The organism is Pseudomonas sp. (genome assembly GCF_037994325.1).
Classification (GTDB): Bacteria; Pseudomonadota; Gammaproteobacteria; order Pseudomonadales; family Pseudomonadaceae; genus Aquipseudomonas.
On record NZ_JBBNAH010000391.1, the window covers coordinates 1 to 1,470 of the forward strand.

The 1,470-nt window shown below is 57.9% G+C and carries 1 protein-coding gene and 1 pseudogene; one reads left to right on the forward strand and one right to left on the reverse strand.

Features of this window, described 5'->3' with window-relative positions; all coding sequences use genetic code 11:
- Positions 1–188: pseudogene (locus AAAB16_RS13280) on the reverse strand (lipid A hydroxylase LpxO); the annotation flags it as partial.
- Positions 189–439: 251 nt separating this feature from the next.
- Here AAAB16_RS13280 and AAAB16_RS13285 point away from each other — a divergent pair.
- A complete protein-coding gene (locus AAAB16_RS13285; RefSeq protein WP_340663748.1) occupies positions 440–1,288 on the forward strand; it encodes an HDOD domain-containing protein in 849 nt (282 codons plus the stop codon).
- Positions 1,289–1,470 lie beyond the last annotated feature (182 nt).

Sequence of the window (1,470 nt, forward strand, 5' to 3'; positions counted from 1 at the left end):
GCCTGATACTGCGCCACCTGAGGAAACGGCTCGGCCGGCACCCGGGAAAACGCGTACATAAACAGGTTGATAGGCGCCATGATCGAGGAGTGATCAACCAACTGGCGCAACAGAGGCAGGCGCACACGGCCACGAAAATGCACAAACATTATGGAAAACAGCACCAGCGCCAGCACAAACCATTTCATCGCAGACCTACCCTCGCGATTCAAATTTCACGATGGCCAGCTACTGAATAGCCGGCGAGGGTGAGACTGTATTTACTGACAAGCCAGTGCGGCTGTAGGTTGCATCCTTGGGCTGTAGGCCAGTGTCTGAGCGCAGCGAACGACCGCTGCCAATCAGCGACGGGTAAACGGATAAAACCCTGCCCAATGGTCGGTCGCCTGGCCAAATGCTTACTACGCTTGTAGTTCAGGCAGACCAGGAGAAAGCCCCCATGGAGAACCGCCACGAAGGTCTGAAGTTTTCGTTGTATTCAAACTTTCTTAAAGGCAGCGCCAAAGTTCCGCAAATGCCGGAAACCTCGTTGCGCTTGCGCAAGTTATTGGACTCGGAACACGCCTCGCTGGAACAAGTCACCCGCCTGTTACACAGCAATCCGCCGTTGGCCGCCTACCTATTACAGTTCGCTTCCAGCCCGATGCTGCGCAACGTGCGCCAGGGCGTGAACCTGCAAGAAGTGGTGTCGCGCATCGGCATGCAACGGGTCAACAACCTGGTGCTGACGTTTGCCGTCGAGCACCTGTTTACCAGCCTCGAACCGGTGCTGATTAAGGTTTTTCGCACACGGTGGAACGCCGCTTTGCTGTGCGGTGCTTACTGTGCGTGCCTGGCCCAACAACTCACGCGCCTGCCAATGGAAGACGCCATGCTCGGCGGTCTGTTGCAGGACATCGGCAGCCTGCCCCTGCTCGACGAACTGGAACGTTGGCCCGAGGTGCCCCGTGAACCGCCTGAATTGCAAAGCTTGTGCGAGCAACTGTCGGCGGATATCGGGGTAATTGTGCTGACCGCCTGGCGCTTGCCGGCCATGCTGGTCGACTGCGCCCGCCACCGCAGCGCCTGGCAACGCCAGCACGAAGGCAGCGCCGACTTGGTTGATGTGGTGCAAGTGGCGCGACAACTCAGCGAAGGTGGTGACGATGAACGTCTGGTGCAATTGCCCGCTTGGCGCAGGCTGCTGGCCGACCGTGCTGACGATCTGTCGCCACAAATGCTGCGCGATGAACGGGGCGGCGAAGTCAGCTTCTGGTTCAAGCTGCTGGGCGGTAAGTCTGCGGTTTGAACACGGTGCAACTTAGTTGCGAAATACCCCGTCAGAAAACAGTGCCTCCTGATAAAACGAAGGGGTACGCAAGCGCCTCTGCTTTTTGCATACTCAGCCGTGCCATTTGCTAAAGGCGTGCACCGCTGCCCTTGACTATCAGGAGCCGCCACTAACGACAGGGATACGAGTTAATGAGCACT